The sequence below is a fragment of the Brevibacterium antiquum CNRZ 918 genome, assembly GCF_900169145.1.
GTDB lineage: Bacteria > Actinomycetota > Actinomycetes > Actinomycetales > Brevibacteriaceae > Brevibacterium > Brevibacterium koreense.
Genome location: NZ_FXZD01000001.1, coordinates 411,797 through 434,838, shown reverse-complemented (window position 1 = coordinate 434,838; position 23,042 = coordinate 411,797). Strand labels below are relative to the sequence as shown.

At 60.4% G+C, this 23,042-nt stretch carries 20 protein-coding genes and 1 pseudogene; 10 read left to right on the top strand and 11 right to left on the bottom strand.

Annotation, left to right across the window (positions count from 1 at the left end; genetic code table 11):
• Positions 1–3 precede the first annotated feature (3 nt).
• Positions 4–1,494: a leucyl aminopeptidase gene (locus BANT918_RS01940; protein WP_069600142.1), complete on the bottom strand. Its 1,491-nt coding sequence runs from the start codon at positions 1,492–1,494 to the stop codon at positions 4–6.
• A 162-nt stretch (positions 1,495–1,656) separates the two neighbouring features.
• Here BANT918_RS01940 and BANT918_RS01935 point away from each other — a divergent pair, with 162 nt between their 5' ends.
• Positions 1,657–2,763, top strand: a complete 1,107-nt coding sequence (locus BANT918_RS01935) for a quinone-dependent dihydroorotate dehydrogenase (protein WP_101618725.1) — start codon at positions 1,657–1,659, stop codon at positions 2,761–2,763.
• Here BANT918_RS01935 and BANT918_RS01930 read toward each other — a convergent pair.
• The gene (locus BANT918_RS01930) at positions 2,738–3,298 is read right to left on the bottom strand and encodes a DUF3043 domain-containing protein (RefSeq protein ID WP_233429220.1); all 561 of its coding nucleotides are present in this window, start codon (positions 3,296–3,298) and stop codon (positions 2,738–2,740) included. The genes BANT918_RS01935 and BANT918_RS01930 overlap by 26 nt on opposite strands.
• Before the next feature lie 77 nt (positions 3,299–3,375).
• On the opposite strand from BANT918_RS01930, the gene BANT918_RS01925 reads away from it, so the two are divergent.
• The 6 genes from BANT918_RS01925 to BANT918_RS01900 all read left to right on the top strand — a co-directional run bounded on the left by BANT918_RS01925 (position 3,376) and on the right by BANT918_RS01900 (position 8,968).
• Positions 3,376–4,749, top strand: coding sequence for a dipeptidase (locus tag BANT918_RS01925; RefSeq protein WP_101618723.1), 1,374 nt, complete (start codon positions 3,376–3,378; stop codon positions 4,747–4,749).
• Positions 4,750–4,833: 84 nt separating this feature from the next.
• The gene (locus BANT918_RS01920; protein WP_101618722.1) at positions 4,834–5,187 is read left to right on the top strand and encodes a HesB/IscA family protein; all 354 of its coding nucleotides are present in this window, start codon (positions 4,834–4,836) and stop codon (positions 5,185–5,187) included.
• 37 nt (positions 5,188–5,224) lie between these two features.
• Positions 5,225–5,893, top strand: coding sequence for a leucyl/phenylalanyl-tRNA--protein transferase (locus tag BANT918_RS01915; RefSeq protein ID WP_101618721.1), 669 nt, complete (start codon positions 5,225–5,227; stop codon positions 5,891–5,893).
• A gap of 110 nt (positions 5,894–6,003) precedes the next feature.
• On the top strand, positions 6,004–6,876 hold the full coding sequence (gene coxB / locus BANT918_RS01910) for a cytochrome c oxidase subunit II (RefSeq protein ID WP_101618720.1): 873 nt from the start codon (positions 6,004–6,006) through the stop codon (positions 6,874–6,876).
• Positions 6,873–8,570: a cytochrome c oxidase subunit I gene (ctaD, locus tag BANT918_RS01905; RefSeq protein ID WP_101618719.1), complete on the top strand. Its 1,698-nt coding sequence runs from the start codon at positions 6,873–6,875 to the stop codon at positions 8,568–8,570. The genes coxB and ctaD overlap by 4 nt, the downstream gene beginning before the upstream one ends.
• Complete coding sequence (locus BANT918_RS01900; protein WP_101618718.1) at positions 8,567–8,968, top strand: cytochrome c oxidase subunit 4; 402 nt, start codon at positions 8,567–8,569, stop codon at positions 8,966–8,968. Before ctaD ends, BANT918_RS01900 begins: the two co-directional genes overlap by 4 nt.
• An 896-nt stretch (positions 8,969–9,864) precedes the next feature.
• Here the strand turns inward: BANT918_RS01900 and BANT918_RS01895 are convergent.
• The 5 genes and pseudogenes from BANT918_RS01895 to BANT918_RS01875 form a co-directional block, all read right to left on the bottom strand.
• Positions 9,865–11,061 (bottom strand): annotated as a pseudogene (locus tag BANT918_RS01895) (transposase).
• A 445-nt stretch (positions 11,062–11,506) separates the two neighbouring features.
• Positions 11,507–13,132 (bottom strand): cytochrome b, encoded by a 1,626-nt coding sequence (locus BANT918_RS01890; RefSeq protein WP_101618717.1) that lies wholly within the window; start codon positions 13,130–13,132, stop codon positions 11,507–11,509.
• The gene (locus tag BANT918_RS01885; RefSeq protein WP_101618716.1) at positions 13,129–14,172 is read right to left on the bottom strand and encodes a ubiquinol-cytochrome c reductase iron-sulfur subunit; all 1,044 of its coding nucleotides are present in this window, start codon (positions 14,170–14,172) and stop codon (positions 13,129–13,131) included. Before BANT918_RS01885 ends, BANT918_RS01890 begins: the two co-directional genes overlap by 4 nt.
• Before the next feature lie 49 nt (positions 14,173–14,221).
• Complete coding sequence (locus BANT918_RS01880; RefSeq protein WP_101618715.1) at positions 14,222–15,007, bottom strand: c-type cytochrome; 786 nt, start codon at positions 15,005–15,007, stop codon at positions 14,222–14,224.
• A gap of 57 nt (positions 15,008–15,064) precedes the next feature.
• Positions 15,065–15,634, bottom strand: coding sequence for a cytochrome c oxidase subunit 3 (locus BANT918_RS01875; protein ID WP_101618714.1), 570 nt, complete (start codon positions 15,632–15,634; stop codon positions 15,065–15,067).
• Positions 15,635–15,918: 284 nt separating this feature from the next.
• Between BANT918_RS01875 and trpD the strand changes: the two genes are divergently transcribed.
• Positions 15,919–17,040: an anthranilate phosphoribosyltransferase gene (trpD, locus tag BANT918_RS01870; RefSeq protein WP_101618713.1), complete on the top strand. Its 1,122-nt coding sequence runs from the start codon at positions 15,919–15,921 to the stop codon at positions 17,038–17,040.
• On the opposite strand, the gene BANT918_RS01865 is transcribed toward trpD, so the two are convergent.
• Genes BANT918_RS01865 through BANT918_RS01855 form a run of 3 tightly spaced genes read right to left on the bottom strand, consistent with a single transcriptional unit; the run spans position 17,008 to position 20,053 of the window.
• Complete coding sequence (locus BANT918_RS01865) at positions 17,008–18,753, bottom strand: DEDD exonuclease domain-containing protein (protein WP_101618712.1); 1,746 nt, start codon at positions 18,751–18,753, stop codon at positions 17,008–17,010. The genes trpD and BANT918_RS01865 overlap by 33 nt on opposite strands.
• 59 nt (positions 18,754–18,812) lie before the next feature.
• The gene (locus BANT918_RS01860) at positions 18,813–19,232 is read right to left on the bottom strand and encodes a hypothetical protein (protein ID WP_101618711.1); all 420 of its coding nucleotides are present in this window, start codon (positions 19,230–19,232) and stop codon (positions 18,813–18,815) included.
• A gap of 29 nt (positions 19,233–19,261) precedes the next feature.
• The gene (locus BANT918_RS01855; protein ID WP_101618710.1) at positions 19,262–20,053 is read right to left on the bottom strand and encodes an alpha/beta hydrolase; all 792 of its coding nucleotides are present in this window, start codon (positions 20,051–20,053) and stop codon (positions 19,262–19,264) included.
• A gap of 86 nt (positions 20,054–20,139) precedes the next feature.
• Between BANT918_RS01855 and BANT918_RS01850 the strand changes: the two genes are divergently transcribed.
• Both BANT918_RS01850 and BANT918_RS01845 read left to right on the top strand, forming a co-directional pair.
• Positions 20,140–20,919 (top strand): lysophospholipid acyltransferase family protein, encoded by a 780-nt coding sequence (locus BANT918_RS01850; RefSeq protein ID WP_101618837.1) that lies wholly within the window; start codon positions 20,140–20,142, stop codon positions 20,917–20,919.
• 239 nt (positions 20,920–21,158) lie between these two features.
• A complete protein-coding gene (locus BANT918_RS01845; protein ID WP_101618709.1) occupies positions 21,159–21,740 on the top strand; it encodes a MerR family transcriptional regulator in 582 nt (193 codons plus the stop codon).
• Between the two features lie 360 nt (positions 21,741–22,100).
• On the opposite strand, the gene BANT918_RS01840 is transcribed toward BANT918_RS01845, so the two are convergent.
• Complete coding sequence (locus BANT918_RS01840; RefSeq protein WP_101618708.1) at positions 22,101–22,913, bottom strand: ParA family protein; 813 nt, start codon at positions 22,911–22,913, stop codon at positions 22,101–22,103.
• Positions 22,914–23,042: the final 129 nt, after the last annotated feature.

The window sequence follows — 23,042 nt, the reverse complement described above, 5'->3', positions numbered from 1 at the left end:
GTGTCAGTTCACCTGCTTCGCTGCTTGGATGAGGGTCCGAACTGCCGCGCCGGTGGCGGCGACTGGGGTGTAGCCGAACGCGGACCCGGTGTTGAAGCTCGGTCCGGCGATGTCGATGTGGGCCCAGTTAGCGTCCTCGCTGACGAATTCTTGGAGGAATGCGGCGGCGGCGAGCATACCGCCGGGGCGCGGTCCGGAGTTCTTCAGGTCGGCTGCGTTGGAGTCGAAACCGGAGAGCATCTCTTCGGGGATCGGCATTGCCCACATCTCTTCGCCGGCTTCCGTCGCCGAGGCGGTCACGAGACTGCGTGCAGCCTCAGCACCCATGACGCCTGATGTCCGATTGCCCAAGGCCACGACCTGTGCTCCCGTCAGTGTGGCCACATCGATGAGCAGATCGGGATTCTCTGCGTCGGCGTCTGCCAATGCGTCGGCGAGAACCAATCGGCCCTCGGCATCGGTATTGGTGACTTCGACCGTCTTGCCGCTGCGCATATGCAGCACGTCGCTGGGTCGAGTGGCCGATGATCCCGGCATGTTCTCGGCCAGGGGCAGCCAGGCAGTCGCACGGACGGGCAGTCCCAGGTCTGCGATGGCGAACAGGGCCTGGACGACGGCTGCGGCGCCGGCCATGTCGGATTTCATGTCCTCCATGCTCGCTGCGGGCTTGAGGGAGATGCCGCCGGAGTCGAAGGTGATGCCCTTGCCGACGAAGCTCACGTGGCGTTCGGCGCCTTTGGGGGAGTACTCGACCTTGACCAGGCGCGGGCCGCGAGTTGAACCTTGGCCGACACCGGTGATTCCACCGTATCCACCGGCCTGGAGTTCCTTCTCGCCGAGGACGCTCACCTTGAGCTTGCGTTCCTTGCCCTGGTCCTTGACGCGCTGGGCGAAGGATTCGGGGTAGAGATCGAGGGGAGGGGTGTTGACGAGGTCTCGGGCCCGGTTCGTCGCTGCGGCGATGATCGCGCCGGTGGCGTGCGCGGCCGAGTGCTCCTTGCTCTTGGGCCCGAGGATGGTCACGGTGCCGGGCACCTTGTCTGAGTCCTCGCTGCGGTAGTCGATGAACCGGTAGGCACCGAGTGCGGCACCGACGGTGACAGCTTCGATGGCTTCGGCGCTCAGTGCCGGAAGGCCCACGGCGATCGAATCCACACCGTCGACGGCGCGCAGGGCATTGCCTGCGGCGCGACGCAGCACCTCGTGTGACTTTGCTGCGGCGTCAGTGCCGCGTGCTGTGGCGTCGAAGTCACCGAGTCCGACTAAGAGGATGCTTGTGGCGGAGAACCCTTTGGGAGCGGCGACGCGGGCCGTGGATCCGGCCTTGCCGGAGAATTCGATGGCCCGAGCCACGTCTTCCAAGGCTGTTCGTGCGGACTTTGCGGTCTCGAGCCCGAGAACCTTGTCGTCGGCGACTCCCAGCACCAGAACGGAAGCGGTGGCTTTCACGAGGGTGGTCGAAGAGTAGCCGGTGGGCGTGGATGCACTGGGCATATATTCCCTTTCATTGTCTTTGAACGTTGAATCGATCCTAATGCCATTTCGCGGGGGATGGATAAACGGCGACCGTTCTGAGCAGGGATCTGCGTGAATTCCTGATGTCAGCCAACTATCCCGTCTGACGTTCGGGTCACCGCCTGGCATATTCTGGTGGGTGTGTACTCACTTATCTTCAAACTCTTCTTCGCCCCTATGGATGCCGAACGTGCACATCATGTGTCGTTCACAGCGCTGAAAATCCTCGACTCCGTCCCCGGTCTGGGCCGTCTGCTGCGTCTGGTCCTAGCCCGCGGCACTCGAGACGAGGTGAATGTCCTGGGTCTGCGGTTCCCCAACCGCCTCGGGCTTGCTGCCGGCTTCGACAAGAACGGTGAGGGGATTCGCGCGCTCTCGGCGCTGGGCTTCGGCCACATCGAGGTCGGCACCATCACCGCTCATTCTCAGCCCGGCAACGACAAGCCTCGACTGTTTCGACTGCGCAACAATATTGCGCTGCTCAATCGGATGGGCTTCAACAATCAGGGCGCCCGGCAGGCCGCATTCAACATCGAGGGGCAACGGAAGTCCATTGCCTCCCTACCCGCGAGACAGCGACCGCTCATCGGGATCAACATCGGCAAGACCAAGGTCGTCGACGCCGCCGATGCGGTCGAGGACTATGCGAGTTCAGCGCGGTTCTGTGCACCTCTGGCTGACTACCTCGTCATCAATGTCAGTTCACCCAACACTCCGGGGCTGCGTGACCTGCAGTCCGTGTCTAGCCTGGAACCCATCATCGACGCCGTGCGCTCTGCCGCCGCCGAGGTGGTTGCGGCTCCTCGTTCCACGCTCGGCCATGTGCCTCTGCTGGTCAAGATCGCACCCGATCTCAGTGACGAGGATGTCGTTGAGATCTGTGATCTCGCTATGCGTTCGGGTGTTGATGGTCTCATCACCACCAACACCACGATCGATCGAACCGTGCTGAGTGGTCGTGAGGCTGACTTCGCTCGCGGGCAGGCCGGAGGCATCTCGGGCCGACCGTTGGCACACCGGTCGCTGGAAGTGCTGCGGCTGGTCAAGGCCACCGTCGGCGAGAACCTGAGCATCATCTCGGTCGGCGGAATCTCGGACGCCAATGACATCAGCGCCCGACTTGCGGCGGGCGCTGACCTGGTTCAGTCCTATTCGGAGATGATCTACTCCGGACCGTTCTGGCCCGGACGAATCCTCCGCACACGGCGTGCGCGGACTCTGCTCACTCGGGGTACTGGCGGCGCTTGACCTGAGGTTTCGGCATGCGCAGCGGACGAATCTGGACGCTGCGCATGATCGCGTAGAGCGCCAGGCCTCGTTCGACGGTACCGAACTTGGCTTTCAACCGTCCCTTGAGGATGTAGTTGACGATCACGCCGTCGAGGATGACCAGGGCCAGCAGACCCCAGACTGCGTAGGTGAAGTACTGCTGAATGGCGACCGGCTGTGTGAATGCCACAACCAGGATCAGAATCGCAGCGGGGATGAACAGCTCTCCGATAGAGAAGCGGGCATCGATGTAGTCGCGAACGTAGCGGCGCTGTGGGCCTTTGTCGCGGCGCGTGAGATACTGCTCTTCGCCATTCATCATGCCCATCCGGGCGCGATCGCGGTCCTTGCGCGTCTGTTCCTTGGCACGCTGGTTCGCCACCTTGCGATCCTTCGAAACCAGCGGCTGCTTGCGCACCGATTCCTGCTGACTGCGTTTGGGCGTCGGCCGTCCTTTCTTCTGTTCAGCCTCACGCTGCGAGACAGCGTCGGGGCGTGAACCGTCATCGTTCACCGGTCGATTGTCGGAGGATTGCGCATCCTCATGAGATTTTTTGCTTCCGAACACCTAATGAATACTACCTTTGGAGAATGAGCGAATCGACTTCTGCACTTGACAGTGCACAATTGCATGCTGAACTCGACACTATTTTCGACGAGGTCATCGACCAGCTGACCGATCTCGTGGCGATCCCCTCGGTCGCCTGGCCGAGCTTCGACCCCGCGAACGTTCGGTCCAGCGCCGAAGCCGTCGCGGACCTCGCCCGCGGCCTGGGACTCGACGTCGACATCCTGACCGCAGCCCAGGAGGACGGAACCGAAGGCTACCCGGCTGTCGTCGCCTCGGTGCCAGCTCCCGCAGGGGCTTGCACCGTGCTGCTCTACGCCCACCACGACGTTCAGCCTCCGGGCAAGCCTGAAGCCTGGAACACTGAACCCTTCGTCGCCACCCGAACCGGGGACCGTCTCTACGGTCGTGGGGCCGCCGACGACAAAGCTGGCATCATGGTCCACCTCACCGCGCTGCGCCTCCTGGCAGACCGCCTCGGCGTGGGGGTGACTCTCTTCATCGAAGGGGAGGAAGAGGCCGGCAGCCCAAGCTTCCGCAACTTCCTCGAGACTTACCAGGACAAGCTCGCAGCCGACGTCATCGTCGTCGCCGATTCCGGCAACTGGGCTGCCGGCACACCAGCTCTGACCACGAGCCTGCGCGGCATGTGCGCCATCGAATTCGACATCTCCACGCTTGATCACGCGGTGCATTCGGGAATGTACGGCGGGGTCGTCCCCGACGCGATGCTGGCGATGACAAGGGTGCTGGGCAGCCTCCACGATGAGAACGGCTCCGTTGCCGTCCGTGGTCTCAAGTCGCAGACTGAGAGCACTATCGACTACGAAGAGTCGACGATTCGCTCCGACTCCGGAATTCTTGATTCGAGTTCACTTATCGGCTCGGGGTCCCTGGCTTCACGCCTGTGGACCCAGCCGTCAATCACGGTCATCGGACTCGACATCCCCGATGTCGACGTCTCTTCGAACACACTCCAGTCGAATCTGCGAGCAAAACTGTCGATCCGCTTGGCACCAGGAGACACGCCCGACAACGCCGTCAAGGCCGTCGAAGCGCATCTGCGCGACAATCTTCCCTTCGGCGCCACCCTGACGATCGGGGACACGGAAGGCGGCAGTCCGTGGCAGGCCGATATGAACGACCCTGTAGTGCAGACCGCGCAACGTGCCCTCACCGAAGCATGGGGGCAGGAGTCCGTGACCATGGGCATCGGCGGCTCGATCCCGTTCATCGCCGATCTCCTCGAAGTGTTCCCTCAGGCATCGATTCTGGTTACCGGAGTCGAAGACCCCGATGCCAGGGCACACAGCGCAAACGAATCGCTGTATGTGCCCGATTTCAAGGCGGCTATCGTCGCTGAGGCGCTCCTTCTGCAGAAACTGGCACTCAACTGAGGACGACTTGGGAATAGGGTCACCGCCTAGAACGTTGTTCGCGGTGTAGCCTGGAGACAGGCAGGATCGAAATGAGGAGTAACCATGACTGTGACGAACGAAGCAATGGCCACGCACGAGGTCGAACTGTCGAGCACGGCAGCTGATAAGGTGCGCAGCCTGTTGCAGCAGGAAGGTCGCGATGACCTGCGTCTGCGTGTGGCCGTTCAGCCCGGCGGCTGCTCTGGTCTGATCTATCAGCTGTACTTCGACGAGCGTCAGCTTGACGGTGATGCCGTGCGCGACTTCGACGGCGTCGAGGTCATCGTCGACCGGATGAGCGTGCCCTACCTCGGCGGCTCGACCATCGACTTCGCAGACACCATCGAGAAGCAGGGCTTCACGATCGACAACCCGAACGCCGGCGGTTCCTGCGCCTGCGGCGACTCGTTCCACTGATGTCCGCCCGCTAGAAGCACACCTGAAAATCACCGAGATGGACCTGGAGGATCTGCGCGCCGTGTCATACACGGCAACGCAGTCCCAGGTCCTCTCTTCGTATCGGGCTGGACTCTTCCCCATGGGCATCGGCAGCGGCGGAACCGGACGCATGGGGTGGTGGGCCCCGCGGCGTCGCGGTGTACTTCTCCCGCGAGATCTCAAAGTCAGCAGGAGCCTGCGTAAGTCGATGCGCCGCTTCGAATGCAGTGTCGACACGGATTTCGAACAGGTCATCCGCGCCTGCGCGGATCCCAACAGGCCCGGCAGCTGGATCACCGAAGACATCATTCGCCTCTACCTCGGCCTCCACACGGATGGGTGGGCGCATTCTGTCGAGGTCAGATCCGAGGGCGTCCTCGTCGGGGGACTCTACGGGGTTGCCATGGGCTCGTTCTTCGCCGGAGAATCGATGTTTCACACCCAGCGCGATGCTTCCAAAGCCGCGCTTGTGCACCTGGTCTCCCTGTTCGACGAAACCACGCCCCCAACTCCTCCCACCTCGGTCGGTGCCGTTGCCGACACGACTGAATGGCTCATTGATACACAGTGGCAGACATCACACCTTGCAAGCCTCGGCGTGTCGGAGATCAGCGGTCTCGACTACTTGTCTCGGCTAGATTCCGCTCTCCGCGGGGATCGTTGTCAGGTTATTCTCAACAAATGATCATTTGCATGTGAATTTCTACCGCCTGTAGCGGTACTCTGGTAACTGACATAGTAAGAATTCGTCCCTTCCGAAAAACGGAGGACGAATACGGTTGTGAAAGGCTGCACGTGGATTCTCCGAATCAGGCAGGACCGGGAAGGTCCTGGGCGAAGCGGCTCGGCACTCTGGGCGCCGTCGCTGTACTGGCGTTGCTGTCCGGCTGCACGAAAGAGCAGATCTCCACAGGATTCTTCCCCGCCGAATCGAAGGGCGCCACCAACCACACCGAGGCATACACCTCACTGTGGAACGGTGCATGGATCGCCCTGCTGATCGTGGGGCTGATCGTGTGGGGCCTCATTCTGTGGGCGATGATCGCCTACCGCCGCCGCAAGAACGATCGCGGACTGCCTGTGCAGCTGCGCTACAGTATGCCGATCGAAATCCTGTTCACGGTCACTCCAGTCATCCTGGTCCTCGGATTCTTCTTCCAGAGCGTCCAGGTCATGGACAAGACCACCGACGACACCACTCCCGGTGAACAGGTTATCGAAGTCGCCGCAAAGCAATGGGCATGGGACTTCAACTACGTCAATCAAGACGTGTACTTCGCGGGAACGCAGGTCCACCTCGACGGCTCTGAGAAGCCGGGGGAGAAGGCACCGACCCTCTACCTCCCGGTCGACACCGACCTCGAGATCAGACTGCGTTCACGCGATGTCATCCACTCGTTCTGGGTCCCCGCCTTCCTCGAGAAGCGCGACATGATTCCTGGTCATGACCAGAGTCTGCATCTGCGCGCCGAGAAAGAAGGCGAGTACGTGGGCAAGTGCGCCGAGCTGTGTGGTGAGTACCACTCGGAGATGCTCTTCAATGTGAAGGTCGTGTCCAAAGCCGAGTTCGACGACTACACCAAGTCTCTCGCCGACGACGGCAACACCGGTCAGCTCGGTCCTGAATACGATCGCAACTGGTACCCGAAAGAAGGTGCTGAAAAATGACCGCAACGATGAATCAGTCGGTCCTTGACGCCCCTGTTGCTCCACGGAGCAAGGGCAAGATCATCGTCGACTGGATCACGTCGACTGACCATAAGACGATCGGGTACATGTACCTGATCGGGTCGTTCTTCTTCTTCTGCGTCGGCGGCGTCATGGCGCTCATCATCCGCCTCGAGCTCTTCGATCCCGGCATGCAGATCATTGAGACGAAGGAGCAGTACAACCAGCTGTTCACGATGCACGGCACGCTGATGCTGCTGATGTTCGCGACACCACTCTTCTCGGGCTTCGCCAACGTGATCATGCCCCTGCAGATCGGCGCTCCCGACGTGGCGTTCCCACGTCTGAACGCGTTTGCCTTCTGGATGTACCTCTTCGGTTCGCTGATCGCCATCTCCGGCTTCCTCACCCCCCAGGGTGCAGCCTCTTTCGGATGGACTGCGTACGCGCCGCTGAGTAACACCACGTTCACACCGGGTGCCGGTGGTAACCTCTGGGTTCTCGGCTTGGCGTTGCAAGGCGTTGGCACGATTCTCGGCTCGGTCAACTTCATCACCACGATCATCACGATGCGTGCTCCTGGTATGACCATGTTCAGGATGCCCATCTTCACCTGGAACACACTGATCACCGGAATTCTGGTCCTCATGGCCTTCCAGCCTCTGGCAGCAGCTCTTCTGGTGTTGGGCGCTGACCGAATATTGGGATCCCATGTCTTCAGTCCCGGAAACGGGGGACCAATCCTGTGGCAGCACTTGTTCTGGTTCTTCGGCCACCCCGAGGTTTATGTCATCGCATTGCCGTTCTTCGGCATCGTGACCGAGATCTTCCCTGTCTTCAGCCGTAAGCCTGTCTTCGGTTACAAGGAACTGGTCTTCGCAACGATTGCGATTGCAGCGCTGTCGGTGACTGTGTGGGCCCACCACATGTACGTCACCGGTGTTGTCGCCCTCCCGTTCTTTGCGTTCATGACGATGCTCATCGCTATTCCGACGGGTGTGAAGTTCTTCAACTGGGTGGGCACGATGTGGCGTGGGTCGATCACCTTCGAGACGCCGATGGTCTGGTCCATCGGATTCCTCGTCACATTCCTCTTCGGTGGTCTCACCGGTGTCATCCTGGCCAGCCCTGCCCTTGACCAACAGGTTTCGGACACCTACTTCGTCGTCGCCCACTTCCACTACGTGATCTTCGGCACGGTTGTGTTCGCGATGTTCGCCGGATTCTACTTCTGGTGGCCGAAGTGGACCGGGAAGATGCTCAACGAGAAGTTGGGACACATCCACTTCTGGATGCTGTTCATCGGCTTCCACGGCACGTTCCTCGTCCAGCACTGGCTGGGAGTCGACGGTATGCCACGTCGTTACGCGGACTACCTTCCCCAGGATGGCTTCACGTGGATGAACCAGGTGTCCACTGTCGGTGCGATGCTGCTGGGTCTGTCGATGGTTCCGTTCTTCTGGAACGTGTGGATCACCGCCCGCAATGCCCCGAAGGTCACGGTCGACGATCCGTGGGGTTATGGCGGTTCGCTGGAGTGGGCGACTTCCTGCCCACCCCCGCGCCACAACTTCACTTCGTTGCCTCGCATCCGTTCGGAGCGTCCGGCCTTTGATGTGAACCATCCGGAGCTGCTCGAATACGCCGGGCACGGCACCCCTGAACCGCAACTCGCCGGAGGTAACGTCAAGTGAAGTCGTCGATCACGCTTTTCCTGGTCAACGCAGTGTTCTTCGTCATTGTGGCTGTTGCCTACGGCTTCTTCACGGATTTCACTGAGATGGTCGGATTCCCCGCCCTGCTTCTCACCGGAGTCATGTCCGCCATGATCGGTGTCTACCTGTGGCTGACCGATCGTCGGGTCGGACGTCAGCCACAGGATTCCGAGCAGGCAGAGATCTCCGATGCCGACGCAGACTACGGTTTCTTCAGCCCATGGAGCTGGTGGCCGATCGCCTGCGCCGGGTCGGCAGCTGTGGCCTTCTACGGAATCGCCATGGGCTGGTGGATTTTCCCCTTCGGCGCCGTACTCGGACTAGTCTCTCTCGTCGGACTTTCGTACGAACACGATCGAGGGGACCACGCCCACTGATTCGTTGCAGAGCGAACACTGTTAACAGATAGCGCTGATGGCCCGGACTCAAATGAGTCCGGGCCATCAGTGTCTTCCGGTCTGGGCGCGATGCACGTATTCGACGTTCGTGGCAGGTCGTTGGCGAACGATGCAGGGTGCAACTCCGTGCGGCGCCCTAAGGCGCTTGTGTGCCCGGGCCACGGCCTTCCTCAGCTCTCAGTCCACAGCTGTCCGAGGTTCCTCGCGACTTGGGTAAGGACAGCACACCACCAACCTGGGCGCCGGGTAGATATCTGCCTGCCAGCACCCGCTTCCGCCTCCGCCCGCATTCCGCGAACATGCCCGCGCAGGATCGCTGACAGTCCTAATCGCCGCGGCTTAGCATACGCGCCCGACGTCAACGGTCGTTTTTGGACTCAGGGACAAGGCAGAGGGCCCTCATAGCCGCCTTTATGCCTCTTTGAGCAGCTTTACGCGAGGGGCCTGTCATCAACCGGCGGAGGACTTCCGGGTCGCTCGCTATTGAAGTGGTGTCTGTCCGTCAGACTCTCCTTCGTGAAACTCACGGAACCGAGTCACCGGTGGCCATAGCTTCTACCCTTCATCCTCACCATGAGCCTTGCTGCGAGGGGTCGAATCGGGAATCGCCTGTTCGTCTCTCGGACTATCAGCGCATGAGCGGGACCGCCGTGGCTGGAGCCGTTGGTCTACAACAATTGGGCTGGAGTTACTGTCCACCAGGCGGCAGCTATCCTCATCGCCGGTTTGGGCCACCGTCAGATCGTTGCCCCACACAGCTGTTGGTGGCCGTGGGATATATCCTCTCAGTACTTCTGTGCACAGATCACGGGGCATCGCCGACGTGGGTGAGACGGTCCACTGTGGTGCCTCCACGTTGAGCTACGTTAAGTTACTCATCGCAATTGAGAGTTCAGAACCGGTCGGAAGCCACCTGATTCGAGTAAGCACCTGGCGATGTAATGAGTGAGATTGTGGAAGCCCCAGGGTCGATCCCCGAAGATTTTCGAGCCTGCAATTGATCGATTCGGTGGGCCCGTTCGACGTCCCGGGCCTGGTGAAGAACGCCACTGCGTCAGGTGCACGTCGCTTCGGAGTTCTCCCCAACCGCCTCAACTCAGCCAACCCAGACCCGCCGACAAAGCATCGATGACAGCCTGCAAGAGCCTCTTGCCTTCGCTTCTGTCCTCGGCCCGGTAAGCAGCCACGATGTCTTGGTAGAGCGCCCAAGTGACTTCGGTCTCGGTGAGGTTCGCATCAGCGAAGAGAAGGGCGATCCGTGCTTGTTTGCAGCGTCCTCCTTTCCCGATACAACGGATCAGCAGCTCGTCCACGATGCCCAGTTGTCTCCTGCTGGACGCGGCGGCGAACGTCATCGAGTGCATCACGCCAGTCTTTCGGTCGTGCGGCCAACCATTGGTTTGAGGACCTGCTTCGACCGACCGGCACCATATCGCGTAGGCGTGCTGGGCCCGTGCCCTGGCTGATCGGGGTGAGATCGATGATGACCGTGACGCACTTGTCTCCCCGGCGAGTGTGGCGCCACACAGAGAGGGTACCTCCCGCTTGAGAGCGTAGCGCGCGGGGGAGTCATCGACACCAACCACAGACACGCCGTCGAAGCGGGTGGGATCGTTGATTAAAAACTGTTGTCCTTAGTCCCGAACCGCGGAATTCGCGGTATGCCGGGACACCGCGAGCTTGTCAGCGATGACTGAGACGGTGTCCTGATCGATGACGCGGGCACACAGTGCCCAGTTCACTCCTGCTCGAGAAATTGTTGCTCGGATTGGTGCCGCGTTCGTGGGGTCCTGGCGCCACACGTGGCCGCATTCGATGCACTTGTAGCGATGCAGGCGGATATGAAGTGTCGTTGGTCTGTGTCCGAAGGGTTCGTGGGCCAGGCGGCGCAGGACGGTGTCGCGGATGTCGCCGTGGCCGCCACATCGTCGGCACCGATCATCGGCCGTGTTCGGTCGGCATTTCAGCACCGCTTTGTGGGCGGTGATGTGTTGGCCGATGCATGTCAGGTCAAGGGTGTCGAGGCGGGCGAATGTCGTGAGGTCAGGGATCGAGAATATAGGCTTAGACACGTCGAGCTCTTTCGGATGGGCAGTGTGAGAACTTCCATCATCGGAAGACCTCGACGTCTATCCGGATAGCTACTCGCTCCGTTTGAAATTCCTCGGCCTACACTCTCTTTTACGATGAGCCCGTTAAGGGCTGTGACACCATCAACTCGCGTTGATCAGACGAGTCAGGCCGCAGGGGAGGGTGTCAGTCTGGAACTGGAGAGTTCCGGCACTGGGGTGTCGGCCCCGCGCGCTAACGACATGCCCGATGTCTCGTCCCTTCGGCCTCTCGCGCAGCGACTACCTGAGTCGTTCACTCACCCGTTGACAAATCACCCCAATCATCAAAGGTGACGGGTGCGGACACGATCGATGACGGCACGAATGAGGGGCCCAGCAGTAATGCTGGGCCCCTCATTCGTGCCGTCCGATTCGCTAGGATGGCGAATCGTGAACTCCGGCTATATCAGTAACCGATCTGGTTGTGGGTATTGGACTCAACCGAATCATGGTCGTGATGCGATGCATCGAGCTCCCGCTTCGTTACCGGCGAAACACGGTCTTCGAAGAAGAACTTGGACAGCTTCGCACGGAACTTCTCGAGTCCGGTGATCTTCCCGTCCTCATTCGGTTCCGCCGGCGTGTGCGAAGGCGACTCGAATGCTGTCAGCTTCCACAGTTTGTGGGGAGGCAGAGCTTCGTGACGCTCAAGGAACTCGCCATGGGGGAGCCGGATGATGTTGGCCGTCTCCCGTCCGTGCAGTGCGATCTCGCGATCCTTGCGCTGCAGACCGATGCACATCCGCTTCGTAATGATGTAGCCGATGATCGGCCCAACGAAGAAGAGGATACGGAATATGTAGATCATGTCGTTGAGTGACATCTGGAAGAACACGGCAACGATATCGCCCGAGGCTGCGGCCCACATGTTGCAGTAGAAGATTATTCCTGCAACACCGATGGCAGTGCGGGTGGGGTTGTTGCGCGGGCGATCGAGGATGTGGTGTTCACGCTTGTCCTTGAGCAGCCACGACTCGAAGAACGGATAGATGAACATGGCTCCGAAGACGCCGCCCATGACAACGACCGCGCTGTTGATATTCAATGAGATCGGCCAACCGGCGATGTAGAACTCGAGCCAGCCTGGAACGATGCGCAGGAAGCCGTCTGCCCAACCGATGTACCAGTCGGGCTGCGTGCCTGCAGACACTGGTGATGGGTCGTAGGGTCCGTAGTTCCAGATCGGGTTGATCGTGAACAAGGCTGAAATCAATGACACCAGACCGAAGATGAGGAAGAAGAATCCTCCGCCCTTGGCCGCGAATGTCGGCAGAACAGGCTCGCCCACCACGTTCTTCTCGGTGTTGCCTGCACCTGGGTACTGCGTGTGCTTGTGCACGACGACGAACACCAGGTGGATGCCTATCAAAGCGATCAGCAGCGCGGGGACGATCATAATGTGAAGCGAGTAGAGCCGAGCGACGATATCGGTGCCGGGGAACTCGCCGCCGAAGATGAAGAACGAGAGATACGTTCCGACTAGGGGCAGTGATTTGACGATTCCGTCAATGATCCTCAGACCGTTGCCCGAGAGCAGATCATCGGGAAGTGAGTAGCCGGTGAAACCTGCTGCCATACCCATGATGACCAGGAGCACACCGACGATCCAGTTGAGCTCGCGAGGGCGCCGGAACGCACCAGTAAAGAACACTCGCAACATGTGGATGCTGAGTGCGGCAACGAACAGCAACGCGCCCCAGTGGTGCATCTGGCGGATGAACAGACCACCGCGTATCTCGAATGAGATCGCCAAGGTCGAATTGTATGCCTCTGAGATCTCGATTCCGCGCAGCGGCGCCCAGGGACCTTGGTAGTGCATCTCACCCATCGCCGGGGTGAAGAAGAAGGTCAGGAACGTTCCGGAGAGGATAACGATGACGAAGCTGTAGAGAGCGACCTCGCCGAGCATGAACGACCAGTGGGAAGGAAAGATCTTCCGTCCGAACTCCCGAACGAGGACCGAAGCCCCGGCGCGCGTTTCGGCGAAGTTCGCGGCCTTCCCGATGGTGGTTGTGGGTTGTGTAGTACTCATGGGTGATTGATCTCCCAGAACGTAGGTCCGACGGGCTCAGGGAAGTCCGACTGTGCGACCAGGTAGCCGTCGCTGTCGACCGAGATGGGCAGCTGCGGAAGTGGACGTTTGGCCGGGCCGAAGATGACCTTGCAGTGTTCGGTCACATCGAAGGTCGACTGGTGGCAAGGGCAGAGCAGATGGTGTGTCTGGTGCTCATACAGTGCGACGGGGCAACCGACATGGGTGCAGATCTTGGAGTACGCGACGATACCGTCGTGTGACCAGCCCTTGCGATCCGGATCCTCTTTGAGTTCGTTGGGATTGATGCGCATGAGGAGAACGGCAGCTTTGGCCTTCTCATTCAGCGGGTGCTCAGCGTTCTCTTCATCGCCGATGCCGGATGGCAGCACGTGATAAGCCGAACCGATGGTGACGTCGTCTGCCTTGATTGGGCGTTCGGATTCCATCGATGGAATGCCGCCCGGATCCTGGATCAGTCGAACGCCTTTGTCCCAGAGTGTGTGGAACATCTTGTCCCCAGGCAGCGGCCCCAGGTCGCGGAAGACAAGAACTGCAGGCAGGGGAGCGATGGCCAGTGCCGCGATGAGTGTATTGCGCAGGAGGGGACGTCGAGCGATTCCCGACTCCTCCTTCGCCTGGTGCAGGATCTCGAGGGCAACAGCCTGATCCTCTTCACTGCCTCCGATGTCGTGACGCTCATCGATTCCCTCATGATCGCTCATAAGGTTCTTCGCCCAGAGGACAGCGCCGAAGCCGATGGAGAACATCGCTACCGCGGCGCCAAGGCCGATAGAGGTGTTGTGGAGTCGAATGCTCGCCATCGTCTCGCCAGGGGTGAACAGGAAATAGGCGACGATGAACCAGATGGTTCCGACCATGGACAGGACAAACCACAACGCCACCTGGCGTTCGGCGACCTTCGCGGCTTTCGGATCACGGTCAGCGATCCGGGGCTTGTGTTCCGGCAGCCCCGGGTTCGTGAACCCATTCAACTCCTCGAGCTGGCTGCCGCCGCCGAAGTGGTCTTTCGAGGTCATTGAATTCCCCGTCTTTTCTCGTGATGGTTACTGAACGACATTGACTGACTCACTTTGCCCTGGATGACAGCCATACTGTCAGTCCGATGACCGCGCTGAGTCCGAAGAACCAGATGAAGAGTCCTTCAGCCACAGGTCCCAGGGAGCCCAGCTTGAAGCCACCCGGTGAGGGAGTATCTGAGACCTCTTTGACATAGGCGAGCACGTCGCGCTTGTCGTCAGGAGTCAGGTTCGCGTCGTTGAAGATTGGCATATTCTGCGGGCCGGTCTGCATCGCTTCGTAAAGATGCTTCTCGGAGACATCCGACAGGTTTGGAGCGTATTTGCCTCGTGTGAGAGCACCGCCGGCGCCGACCACGTTGTGGCACATGGCGCAGTTGGTGCGGAAGAGACCGCCACCTGCTGCAGGATCGCCCTTGGATGCGTCGATGTTTTCGTCCGCAGGAACCGCGGGCCCAGGGCCCAGCGAGGCGACATAGGCGGCAAGCTGAGCAGTCTGGTCCTCATCGAACTGAGGTTCCTTGGTCCGCGCCTGCGGGCCATTGGCCTGCAGCGGCATACGTCCGGTTCCGACCTGGAAGTCGACGGCTGCGGCGCCGACACCGATGAGACCCGGCCCAGCCTTCGAACCCTCGCCGCTGAGACCGTGGCATGTTGCACAGTTCGCGGCGAAGAGCTTCTTGCCTTCGTCGACATCCGATGCGCTGGCAGTATCTGCCTTGGCACTCGAGGTCTGAGTGAAGAGTGCGTAGGCTCCGCCAGTCATCAGCAGGCCCACCAAGAGCAGCACAACCAGTGCCATTGGATGCCTGCGGCGATCTGCTAAAAGCTTCACGTGATCGTCCTTTGCTTTGAATGTTGTGAGTCCGAATGGCCTAGCATCTCGAGCCGACTACTGGAGGAGGTAGATGACTCCGAAGAGACCCACCCAGACGACGTCGACGAAGTGCCAGTAGTAGGACACGCAAATCGCGAATGTGGCCTCATGATGACCGAACTTCTTTGCCCCATATGCTCGTCCGATCACAAGCAGGAAGCAGATGAGTCCGATGGTCACGTGAATACCGTGGAACCCGGTGGTCAGGTAGAAGACGGAGCCATAGCCATCTGTGTTGATGGCGATCCCCTCGCTGACCAGAGTGGCGTATTCCATCACCTGACCGGAGACGAAGATCGCACCCAGAAGGAAGGTGAGGTAGAACCACTCGACCATTCCCCATTTGGCGATGTTGAACAGAGAGCCTGTGCGGCGCGGCCGGAACCTTTCTGCTGCGAAGACGCCCAGCTGGCAGGTGAATGAAGACGACACCAAAATGAGCGTGTTGCCGAGCGCGTATGGAATGTCGAGGACCTCTGTCTGGGTCTCCCATAATTCCGGTACGACGGATCGAATGGTGAAGTACATGGCGAAGAGCGCGGCAAAGAACATCAGGTCGCTCGCGAGGAACACGATGAAGCCCACCGTGGTCACATTCGGACGATTGACAACCGGATGTGCTGGCGCTGTTTGAGATGCAGTGGCAGTTGACACAACCCCATTATTACTCGTCTCGGGGTGAGTTTTCATCTTTTACCCAGCTTTCGGTGAATATTTTTCTACACCGTGTAGCGAAAACCTTGATTTGGTGCCGGAATCTCGTATGGGGATCACCTTGCCCCCGCGTGTCGAAGACACGATAGGATTCCGCAGGTAAGTTCCATCTCGTAGTCAGAGGTGGTGGAAGTTCCTAAGGAGAGCTCATTCGGATGACGGAGACACCGCGTACGACAGGCCCGGAAACACAGGATTCCGGGCTCCGAACCACATCCGAGGGCGCCTCCTACAGCTGGCCCGATCTGCTCATGACACTCATGCACCAGCAGGATCTCGACGAGTCCGCCGCAGCGTGGGCAATGGACCAGATCATGTCGGGACAGACGCCCGATGTGACAATGGCCGCATTTCTCGTGGCACATCACACGAAGGGTGAGACTGTTGCCGAAATAGCCGGCTTGGTCTCCGCCATGATGGACCACGCCGTGCAGTTGCCGGGTCTCGAGGATTCTGTCGACATCGTCGGCACCGGTGGCGATCGGGCAAAGACTGCCAACATCTCCTCAACCGCGGCGATGATCATCTCCGCGAGCGGGCAGCGTGTCGTCAAGCATGGCAACCGTGCGACTTCCTCTGCCTCTGGCTCCGCTGATGTGCTCGAGGCTCTCGGTGTTCGCTTCGACATCACGCCGGAACAGACTGGGACCATCGCGAAGGAGGTCGGCCTGGCGTTCTGCTTTGCCAACGTCTTCCATCCGTCGATGCAGTTCGTGGCGGCAGTTCGACGTCAGATCAATGTGCCGACCGCATTTAATATCCTCGGACCGCTGACAAATCCGGCCCGCGCTCGTCATACCGCGATCGGTGTCGCTGATGCTCAGATGGCACCCTTGGTCGTCGGAACCTTGGCCAAGCGTGGTCACCAGGCGCTCGTGTTCCGTTCGCGGGATGGGCTGGATGAATTGAGCAACACCGACGTCAATGATGTGTGGGAGATTCGTCACGGTGAGGTCGAACACATGACCTTCGATGCCCAGGATCTGGGCCTTGAGCGTGTCACAAAGAACGATCTGCGCGGTGGCGGCCCTGAACAGAATGCCGAGATCACCCGATCGGTGCTCAACGGAGAGAAGTCACCGGTACGCGACATCGTACTCATCAATACAGCAGCGGCGCTCGTCGCGGCCGATGAGTCTGCGGTGGGGAGCCTGACCGAGCGGATGGCGGCGAAGCTGGTCATTGCAGAGGAGACGGTCGATGCCGGTCTCGGTGCACAGAAGCTTAGGCAGCTGATTGAGGTCTCACACAGGGTCGCCGAGACGAACCGTCCCTGATTCCTGCGCGTGAAAGTTCGCCCCGGTACGGGGGAGCGCCCAAGCTCCCTGCATCGAGGTCAGGGTCGCTGACTGCAGCCATTGGGACAGGAGACGCGTCTCTTCCGGCAGAGAGTCGGAGGTTGCCGGAAGTTTCCCTGGTGCAGGGACCCATTCCGCAGTCGCGCGGATGGCGGCGAAGGCCTCGTCGACGTCTCCCGAGCCACGGGTGTGTGTGGCGGCGGCCAGCTTCCCGTGTCGAATGACGGCGAGATCGAGTCCGCCCTCCGGTCCTGGAGTGTACGCGAGGATCTCAGGTATGTCCCGCAGTGCACGAACTGACTCGGCCCGTGCTGCGTTTGAGAGGCTCGCACGCATGGCATCGCGCACCTCGCCGGCTGTCTCGTACCTGGCTTCGGTGGCCAATCGGGACATTCGCTGGGTCGACAGACTGCGCAGCGATGAATATTCCCCGTCCATGACCGTGATCAGCCCGGTGATGTCGGCCAGGTAGGCCTGTCTGTCTCTCACCCCCGCACAGGGTCCTCCGCACTGACCGACCTGAGAACTCACACACGGACGATGTGAGCTGAGGTTGGCGGGCGTGATCTTCGCCGTGCACCGTTTGACCGGGTAGAGAGTGTCGAGAAGCTCCTTCACCGCCTGGGCTGACTTACGTGATCGGAACGGGCCCATGGGCGTTGCGGGTGACTTCTCCAATGCTGTGTTCGACCGAACGACCGACAGACGGGGATATGCCTCATCGCTGAGTACGATCCAGGAATTGCGTTCAGGGTTCTTCGAACGACGGTTGTACGGCGGGGCGAGCTCTCCGATCAGACGAATCTCTCTGACCTCGGCCTCAAGCGCGTGCGCGCACGGCAGGCAGCTGACTTCCTGGGCTGCTGTGATCATCTCAGCCATCCGGCCGCGGTTCTCCGAAGCGTTGAAGTACCCGCGGACTCGGCGTGCCATGTTGCCCGATTTGCCGATGTAGAGGACTCGTCGAGTTCCATCGAGGAACATGTAGACGCCCGGTGCGGACGGAACTCCCTTGGCCAGATGCGATTTGGCCTGGCGCTTCGCCCACCCGGCCTGTCGAACCGTGGCCAGTTCTTCGAGAGTCGTGATGCCATAGCCGCCGAATCGCTCGAGCACCCTATGCAGCACCTCTCCCGTGGCTTTGGCATCGGAGAGTGCCCTGTGGTCGGGAGAGACCTCGGTTCCGAAGTGAGCAGCGAGCGTCGACAGCTTGTGGTTGCGGACCTCATCGCGACTCACCACTCGTCGAGACAGGGTGACGGTGTCGAGGACAGTCGGCTGGGGCCAGTGGTAGTCGAGCTTTTCGCAGGCTGAGCGGAGGAACCCGATGTCGAAGGGAGCGTTGTGCGCAACCAACACTGCACCGATGGAGAATTCCAGGAAGCTTGGCAGCACCGAGCGAATGGAGGGAGCATCATCGACCATGGCATGAGTGATTCCGGTCAGACGTGCCACGAACGGGCTGATCACCGATTCCTCAGGTTTGACCAGAGATTGGAATTCTCCGAGGATCTCACCACCGCGGGTCTTGACCGCACCGATCTCCGTGATCTCCGACTTACCGGCGGTTGTGCCGGTTGTCTCCAGGTCGACGATGACGAATGTGACCTCGTGGAGTGGAGTGCCGAGGCTGTCGAACGACAGCTGCTTGGAGGCGATAGCTGTCGGCGCTCGGTCGAATGGGGTGGGCATGTGCCCCAGTCTTTCACTCTCCCCTGACACAGAAACCGGTCCCAGGTTCGACTCCGGGATCAGACCGAGGCACCGTTGCCCCCGTCAGACGAATGGTTCGTCGGGAGATGAAAGAACAGTCCGACCGCACCACCGAGGCCGACAGCGATGCCGACCAGCAGAAACCAGCCGGGCAGCGGTCGGAAGAAGATCGCGCCGAGAACCAACAGCAGGACAGCGCCGAACGTTGCGATCACAGAGAGCATCAGAGTCGGCGAGGCAGTGCGCCAGCCGATCGGCTCAGCCGGCCCGGGTTCCCACCCCTCTTCTTCGAGTCTCTCTCTGACCTCATCGACAGGCATATCTCCCATCATCGCGCTGGGCTCGGCAATCTGATTGACGAGATCTTCCCAGTGACTGTCACTGATGCGCGAGGAATCACCGAGCCGCTCGGACTCGGGAACTTCGTCGCGCCAGTCCTCGTTCTCCTCGTCGTCCATGTCTTCTCTCAGCAATCTTCTTGGTGTCTCTATTCCCCGGCGTCGGGGGTTCGCGGCGTTGCGCGATCGGCGGATGTCGCCTTCTCAAGGATCGCCTCGGCGATGATGTCCGCGTCAACGTCAAGGGTGGCTACATGCTTGGACCGCCGCAGGGATAGGATCGTCGGCCGCTGGGGCAGACGTGACCGCAAAGTCCGGAGGGTTCGCGGACCGACCACGCCATCGCGACCGGAGACGAAGAGTGTGACCGGGCATTCGATCCGCCAGAGGTCTTCGCGAAGAGTTCTCTGGGCCGAAGCGAACGAGGCGATGGCGGCCACAGGTGTGCGGTCGTAAGCATATTCACAGCGGTCCGGATGCGCGATGTCTCCGCCGATCGCCGGCACAGAGGCGACAACGTGTTTGAGAACAGGCAGAATCGGTGTCAGCGGGGAATCGATGTAGAGGGCCGGATTGACGAGGACGAGCTCGTCGGGAGGCAAGTCGCTGGCCCCCAGTGCCAATGCCAGTGCACCGCCCATTGACAAGCCGGCCACCACTACCCGGGAGTGAGTTCGAGAGAGTGTCTTAAGTTCTGCATTCGCGGCGTCGAGCCAGTCGGACCAGGTCGTGGCATTGAGGTCCTGCCATCGAGTGCCGTGTCCGGGAAGCAGCGGCACGCTGACGCTGATTCCGTGATGGCTCAACCCCCGAGCGATGGGAAACCACGCGGCCGGAGAACCGGTGATCCCATGGAGAAACAGCACAGCAGACGCAGAGTCCGGAGCAATCTGCCGGTAGGGTGCAGTCGGCACCGGTTGTGGTGAGTAGTCGATCTCCATAGCTTCAGCATGGCATGAAAGTGCGATGGTGGTGTCGATATATGATGTCCGAGGACGACAAAGAGTCGTGACAGGGAAGGGTGCTCGTGTTCTACTGGTTTCTCAAACGAGTCGTGGCCGGACCCATTCTGCGGATTCTCTTCCGCCCCTGGGTTCGCGGTTTGGACAATCTCCCGTCCGACGGCCCCGCGATCATCGCGGGAAACCACAACCACTTCATGGATTCGATCTTCGTGCCCCTGCTCGCCCCTCGACCCGTCGTCTACCTGGCGAAGAAGGACTATTTCACCGGGCGCGGCCTCAAAGGTGCCGTCACTCGCTGGTTCTTCAAACTCAACAATCAGCTGCCGATGGACAGGGCTGGGGGTTCCGGTTCGCAGGCCTCTCTGGAATCCGGTCTCAAGGTTCTGCGGGAAGGGAACTCTCTGGGCATCTATCCGGAGGGCACACGATCACCGGACGGCAAGCTCTACCGCGGCCGCACTGGAATCGCCCGCCTGGTCCTCGAGTCCGGTGCCCCAGTGATTCCCGTCGCGATCATCGGCACCGACCAAATCCAGCCCCCTGGCCGCCTGATCCCAAAATTTCGACGTGTCGGGATAGTGTTCGGGTCCGCCATGGACTTCTCCAAGTACGAGGGGCTTCCAACCGACAGGTTCCTTCTGCGCTCCGTCACCGATGAGATCATGTACGAGATCTTGCGGCTATCCGGGCAGGAATACGTCGACAAATACGCGTCAACCGTCAAAACCAAGCTCCTCACCAGCTCCAAACCCAAGAAGGCAGAGGACCGGAAGCCCGAGGATGAAAAGCCACAGGGATCCACAGGCGCCAAGGACGACCAAGCGCAGTCTGAGACCGACTGAGCCTGTTCCCAACGGGGCTTCGAACCCTGTGTCTGACCGCGGATCAAGTGTTCGAATACTGCGATAACGGCGACACGCGCAAATCGTTACCTTGAGGTGTTTGTCCTGAAGGGCCCGGAAGAATAGCTTGGAGATGTTGAATCCCACTGTAGGTTCGCTGAGAAGAGAGCTAGAATGGTTATGTTCTCTGCCCTTCAAAGCGAGCTCGCTTCCCCCAGGGACTATAAGGAGGAGTCGGTGTGAACCGCTCAAGTCATGAAAGCGTCGAGCCGACGCCAATACCACCAGCCGCCCAAGGACTGTTGTTCGACGACGATCTGCCCGTCCTCGATGAAGAGGCCGGCTACCGTGGTCCGACCGTGTGCAAGGTCGTCGGCATCAGCTATCGCCGACTCGACTATTGGGCACGCACCGACCTGGTGACCCCGTCGATTCGCAACGCAACGGGATCGGGCAGTCAGCGGCTCTACAGCTTCCGAGACATCCTCGTTCTCAAGATAGTCAAGCGGCTCCTCGACACCGGCGTCGGACTGCAGTCGATCCGCACTGCGGTCGACCACCTGCGGTCGCGCGGAGTCCGGGATCTCTCACAGATCACCCTGATGTCAGATGGAGCCAGCGTCTTCGAATGCACCTCTCCCGATGAGGTCGTCGATCTCCTGCAGGGCGGACAGGGCGTATTCGGCATCGCCGTCGGTCGTGTCTGGAACGAAGTAGAAGGAAGCCTCTCCGAATTGCCGAGCGAACGTCTTCCCGAAGATGATTCCGCCGTGGTCGAAATGGATGAACTCGCACAGCGAAGAGCGCAGAGGCTCGGCTGAACAGCTTATCGCCCGGACGCCGGGCAGTCCCTGAGCGGGACACCATGGGGGATTGATGAGTGTGGCCCGTCCGCGAGGACGGGCCACACTCATATTCATCAACAGCATCCAGGACCTGCAGGGAGCCATCGGGCTATCTCTACGCAAGCCGGTATCGCAACACAGTCAACAGCCGCACACGGGTGGACCCAGTGGCCTATGGCAACCGAGAGAAGGCGCAAGAGGGACGCAACCGAGCCAGCATGTGTCTGAACTTGAACTCAACTGCGAAGCGCCGCATCTCAACTGCAGCGCGTCACGAAAGATGCGACATGTAGCGTGGAAGCCCAGTCCGCTGACACTGGGCGTGTCGCTGGACGCTTACAGATCCGGGGTCTTACGCGGACGGATGTTCTCCGAGCGGAGAGCGCGTTCCAGCAGTGAATCGAATGATGTTGCCACTTCCTCTGCCGGTTTTCCGGGCCAAGAGTGGATGGGACGGGCCGAACCTTGGGCCTGCTGCATCACGGCACGTTCAGCCAACGGCGGATTGAGCACCAAGGGTCCGAACATCTCCCGCATCTCGCTGATGCGATAGTCATGTTCGTGCGAACCCGCGCGCACGCGGTTGACCACAAGACCCAGTGGTTGGATGTCTGAGGTTCCTCGTTGGCGCAGTTCGTCTGCTGCCCGGAGAGCGCGATCCGCAGCCGCCACGGAGAACAGGCTGGGCTCCGTCACCACTGCAACCCGACTGCTGGCCGTCCACGCGGTCCGTGTGAGCCCGTTGAGGCTCGGTGGACAGTCGATGAGAACCAGCCGATACCCCTTGGCGACGCGACTCAGTGCGTCTTCAAGGCGCCGCAGATACTTCTCTGACAGCGAGGGTCGATCGAATTCCGCAGCTCGGGGAGAGCCGGAGATTACGTCGAGGTGTCCGAGTTCGTCGCCCACCCACCCGGAGGGGATGATCGCCTCGGACAGGATTTTCTGGGACTTGGGAGCAGCGAGCACATCGGCGATATCGACACGCGTCGACGTCGGGACATCGAGGCCGGTCGAGGAGTCCGCTTGCGGATCCATGTCGACGACCAAGGTCGGAATTCCCCGGTTGTATGCGGCCGAGGCAAGACCGAGTGTCACGGACGTCTTACCGACTCCGCCTTTGAGGCTGCTGATACTTAGGACAAGCACCCTCCTACGTTAACGTATCCAGCCGGTCTGAGCAGTCACGACCACGCCGGGCGTGGCAGCGGGATCAAAATGAGACCCCCTGTATTCGAGTGCTCTGCGTCACTGAGTAGAGTAGTTCCTCGACAGCCC